6 protein-coding genes are annotated in these 4,817 nt (G+C 40.5%); 1 reads left to right on the top strand and 5 read right to left on the bottom strand.

The window, feature by feature from the left end:
- Nucleotides 1–166 precede the first annotated feature (166 nt).
- The 3 genes from sdhB to AC1DSB_RS14520 are packed head-to-tail and all read right to left on the bottom strand — an operon-like array spanning nucleotide 167 to nucleotide 3,363.
- On the bottom strand, nucleotides 167–940 hold the full coding sequence (sdhB, locus tag AC1DSB_RS14530) for a succinate dehydrogenase iron-sulfur subunit (RefSeq protein WP_477532046.1): 774 nt from the start codon (nucleotides 938–940) through the stop codon (nucleotides 167–169).
- A gap of 5 nt (nucleotides 941–945) precedes the next feature.
- On the bottom strand, nucleotides 946–2,700 hold the full coding sequence (sdhA, locus tag AC1DSB_RS14525) for a succinate dehydrogenase flavoprotein subunit (RefSeq protein ID WP_477586965.1): 1,755 nt from the start codon (nucleotides 2,698–2,700) through the stop codon (nucleotides 946–948).
- 51 nt (nucleotides 2,701–2,751) lie between these two features.
- Nucleotides 2,752–3,363, bottom strand: coding sequence for a succinate dehydrogenase cytochrome b558 subunit (locus tag AC1DSB_RS14520; protein WP_016426743.1), 612 nt, complete (start codon nucleotides 3,361–3,363; stop codon nucleotides 2,752–2,754).
- Nucleotides 3,364–3,638: 275 nt separating this feature from the next.
- Here AC1DSB_RS14520 and AC1DSB_RS14515 point away from each other — a divergent pair, with 275 nt between their 5' ends.
- On the top strand, nucleotides 3,639–4,052 hold the full coding sequence (locus AC1DSB_RS14515; RefSeq protein WP_477532047.1) for a YslB family protein: 414 nt from the start codon (nucleotides 3,639–3,641) through the stop codon (nucleotides 4,050–4,052).
- An 88-nt stretch (nucleotides 4,053–4,140) separates the two neighbouring features.
- On the opposite strand, the gene AC1DSB_RS14510 is transcribed toward AC1DSB_RS14515, so the two are convergent.
- Together AC1DSB_RS14510 and AC1DSB_RS14505 are read right to left on the bottom strand one after the other, a co-directional pair.
- Nucleotides 4,141–4,512 carry a DnaJ family domain-containing protein gene (locus AC1DSB_RS14510; protein WP_477532048.1) on the bottom strand — a complete coding sequence of 124 codons (372 nt, stop codon included), beginning with the start codon at nucleotides 4,510–4,512 and terminating at the stop codon, nucleotides 4,141–4,143.
- 59 nt (nucleotides 4,513–4,571) lie between these two features.
- Nucleotides 4,572–4,817, bottom strand: a 246-nt coding sequence (locus AC1DSB_RS14505) for an ACT domain-containing protein (RefSeq protein ID WP_477586964.1), incomplete at its 5' end; no start/stop codon positions are given.

Genomic DNA, 4,817 nt, shown 5'->3' with positions numbered 1-4,817 from the left:
CCTAATTCTGACGGAATTATTGGATTAAAAAATTGGCTTCGCTTCGATTTTGGAGCAACTTTCGGGAATTCGGAGCGATTTCTGTAACTTAACTCCCACCGCACACTTCTTTAAACAAAAAAGCAGCCTCTCGCAAAATGCGGGAGGCTGACAAATTAAGCTCTTCTTAGTCAACCATGTGGTCGCTTCCGAAGAAGTTTTTGAACATTTGAACCGTAGTGTCACGGTTTAGAGCTGCGATAGAAGTAGTCAAAGGAATTCCTTTAGGACATGCGACTACACAGTTTTGAGAGTTACCACAGTTTGCAAGTCCGCCATCACCCATGATGGAATTTAGACGCTCGTCTCTATTCATAGCACCCGTTGGATGCGCATTCATAAGACGTACTTGTGATAACGGTGCTGGGCCCATGAAATCTGAATTTGTGTTTACGTTTGGACAAGCTTCCAAACAAACGCCACAAGTCATACATTTAGATAGTTCATATGCCCATTGACGTTTACGTTCAGGCATACGTGGTCCATCGCCTAGATCATAAGATCCATCTATTGGAACCCAAGCTTTAACTTTTTTCAATGAATCAAACATACGTGAACGGTCAACAATTAAGTCGCGTACAACAGGGAATGTTTTCATTGGTTCTAAGCGAATAGGGTGCTCCAATTTATCAACTAGAGCTGTACATGATTGACGTGGACGGCCATTGATGACCATCGAACATGCTCCACATACTTCTTCCAAACAGTTCATATCCCAGTTTACAGGTGTTGTGTGTTTACCATCTGTATTTACTGGATTACGACGAATTTCCATTAATCCAGAAATAACGTTCATATTTGGACGATAATCTAACTCGAATTTTTCCCAATACGGGGTAGAATCCGTAGAGTCTTGACGAAGGATCTCAAAAACGACGGTTTTAGTTGCTGTTGCGTTCATGATTATTAATCCCCTTTCGATGAATAGTCACGTTTACGTGGTGGAATTAATGAAACATCTATTTCTTCATAATGAATGACCGGCGCTCCAGTAGCTGGATCAAAATTCGCCATAGTTGWTTTCATAAATTGCTCATCATCTCGTTCTGGGAAATCTGGCTTGTAGTGAGCACCACGACTWTCATCACGTAACAATGCACCTTGCGTAATAACGCGAGCTAAGTATAGCATATTTTTCAATTGACGCGCGAAAGTAGCACCTTGATTGGACCACTTTTGAGTGTCATTAATGTTGATATTATTAAATCTCTCAAGAAGTTCTTGAATTTTTTCATCAGTTGCTTGTAAACGGTCGTTATAACGAACTACTGTTACGTTATCTGTCATCCATTCGCCAAGCTCTTTATGCAAGACATATGCATTTTCAGTACCGTCAAGTGACATAATTTCATCCCATTTTTGTTGCTCTGCAGCCGTGTGTGCATCAAAAATTGTTGATGGCATATCTTCAGCATGAGTTTTTAGTCCACTCATATATTTAACTGCGTTAGGACCTGCAACCATTCCGCCATAAATTGCAGAAAGTAATGAGTTTGCTCCAAGTCGGTTTGCGCCATGTTGAGAGTAATCACACTCACCTGCAGCAAATAAACCAGGAATAGTTGTCATTTGATCGTAGTCAACCCATAGTCCGCCCATTGAATAATGGACTGCTGGGAAGATTTTCATTGGAAGTTTACGGGGATCTTCACCTGTGAATTTCTCATAAATTTCAATGATTCCGCCAAGCTTGATATCCAATTCTTTCGGGTCTTTGTGTGAAAGATCCAAGAATACCATGTTTTCGCCGTTAACCCCAAGTTTTTGGTTAACACACACATCAAAAATTTCGCGAGTTGCGATATCACGAGGTACCAAGTTCCCGTAACTAGGATATTTTTCTTCAAGGAAGTACCAAGGTTTACCGTCTTTATATGTCCAAATACGTCCACCTTCACCACGCGCTGATTCGGACATTAAACGAAGTTTGTCATCTCCTGGAATCGCTGTAGGGTGAATTTGAATGAATTCGCCATTTGCGTAGGTTGCACCTTGTTGATAAACAATTGAAGCTGCAGAGCCTGTATTGAWTATAGAGTTTGTTGATTTTCCAAAAATAATACCAGGACCACCTGTTGCCATGATGACAGCGTCACCACGGAAAGGACGGATTTCCATAGTTTTCAAGTTTTGAGCCATGATTCCGCGACAAACGCCGTCGTCATCTAAGATTGCACCTAGGAATTCCCAGTTTTCGTATTTCGTTACAAGACCGTCAACTTCGTAGCGACGTACTTGTTCATCAAGTGCATAAAGCAATTGTTGACCAGTTGTAGCGCCTGCGAAAGCTGTACGATGGAACATTGTTCCCCCGAAACGACGGAAATCTAATAACCCTTCAGGTGTACGGTTGAACATAACACCCATACGATCGAATAATCGAATGATTCCAGGTGCTGCTTCTGCCAATGCTTTTACTGGTGGTTGATTCGCAAGGAAATCCCCGCCGTATACTGTATCATCAAAGTGATTGTCAGTTGAATCGCCTTCACCTTTTGTATTTAATGCTCCGTTAATTCCGCCCTGAGCACACACTGAGTGTGAGCGTTTAACAGGAACTAATGAGAATAATTCTACTGTTGTTCCTTCTTCTGCTGCTTTCATTGTTGCCATTAAACCAGCTAGACCACCGCCGACAACAATCAATTTACTTTTTGCCATGATTCTTCTCACTCCTCTTTTTAATAGTAATCAAGCAATTTCAGAAACTTATTACACGAATGCAAGAAGTGCACGAACGCCGATTACTGTCAATGCTAAGAAGATACCGATCGTCACGTAAGTTGAAATTCGTTGTGACCTAGGTGATTGAGTGATACCCCAGCTTACCAAGAATGACCAAATACCGTTAGCTAAATGGAATGTTGCAGATACAACACCAACCACGTAGAATACAAACATTAATGGATTTGCTAATATATCAGCCATCATGTCAAAGTTAACTTCATCAGCACCAATTGCTTTTTGGAATCGTGTCTCGAATAAATGCCATGCGATAAACACGACTAGAATGACCCCGGTAATACGTTGCAAAACAAACATCCAGTTACGGAATGTACCATAACGCTGTGTGTTATTTTTCGCAGTAAAGGCTATGTACACACCATAGAACGCATGGAACATCAATGGAATGTAGATGACAAACCATTCTAAAAACAATACGAATGGTAAACTTTCCATGAAGTGAGATGCTTTGTTAAAAGCCTCTTCTCCTCTTGTAGCAAAATGGTTAACAACCAAATGCTGCGTCACGAACAATCCTACTGGAATGATTCCAAGTAAAGAATGTAAACGGCGCAAATAAAATTCACGATCTTTCGACAAGACTGTTACCCCCCTCAGTACTGAAAATAGGCAGACAAGATCAGACCTTCGTATGGAACGAAAGCAACATTGACTGCATATCTCATCATGGTACAATATTATGACATGTTTATTGTACTCCCATCATAAGGGAGCGTCAAGGCAAGGAAGCCCACTACATAAGGCAATTTAAATCATGTAAATTCTCGGTGTTGTATTATTTTAACTACCTTGTCCATGAAAAATTCTTATATTAAAAAAGTTTGAAGGCAATTAAGCCAGAAAGCGGGATTCAGATGACAATGACAGAGACAAAAAAGGTACCCACTTTTGGTTACGAATTAATTCGAGATCATGTACTTTCGACAATTTTAGGGAAACACGAAGAAGATATTTTATATTGGGCCGGAAAAGATTTAGCCCGCAAGTTCCAGATGTTTTCCATGGAAGAAACGACATCTTTTTTTCAAGAAGCGGGCTGGGGCATTCTAACACTTGAACAAAGTACAAAAGATGAAGCATTTTATGTATTGACTGGAGAACCCGATGCCCTGCAGATTGAGAAACGTTGTTTCCGACTGGAAGCAGGATTCCTGGCTCAGCAGCAAGAAAAACTGGGTGGCTTTATGACAGAATGCTTTGAAGAAAAACAACTGAAGAAAAACGCCGTTCAATTCCATGTGAAATGGGATCTAAAAGAAAAAGTTTAATAGGTTCGTTGACTAGACAATGAATATCGGTTTAAAGCTAAAAAGAAAGCGGGCAGTCACTTCCAAATGGAGTGTCTGTCCGCTTTTTTCAATCCCAATTCAATCTGTTATCCAATTGAGACTGATATTGTTTAAAAACATTACTATTTGTTTTGATTCCTTTTTGCGATAACATACGGTTCAATTGGGTGAGTCTTTGATTATATTGCTGTTCAAGTTCTGTTTTTTCTCGTTGTGTGGCTTTTTTCATTTGATGCTGTAAGTCGCTCATTTCTTCTTTCACGAATTGAGCTTCATCGTCATGCCCTGAGTTCTTCAAAATGCGCATTACCATACGAATGTCTTCTGGGTAATGGGCAAATTCATCCGGCGGCAACGGCTTCCCGGCTCCCGGCAAATTGTCAAACTGTCCATCACGTTGTGCTTTTTTGATTAAATCCTCCACGATATGCCAGTTCATTTCTTTCACTGCCTCTCATGATGATTATGAAACTATTTTCATCATATCATGAAATGTTTTTATACTCGAACGGCAGCTAATCCAAATTCATCATGCAATGCATTTGTGGCTTGTAGCATCGCACTTTCAGGTACAACAACCGAAACTTTAATTTCCGAAGTACTGACCATTTTCACGGGAATTCCTTCTTTGCGGAGGCGATCGAACATTTGTGCAGCAACCCCTGGATTTGAAACCATTCCTGACCCAACAATCGACACTTTGGCCAATCCAACTTCAAAATTGGTAGATTGGTATCCCAACTC

Source organism: Paenisporosarcina sp. P4_E4_2 (assembly GCF_056401595.1).
Note: the sequence above shows the minus strand (reverse complement) of the source record. Positions and strands in the feature narration are given on the sequence as shown.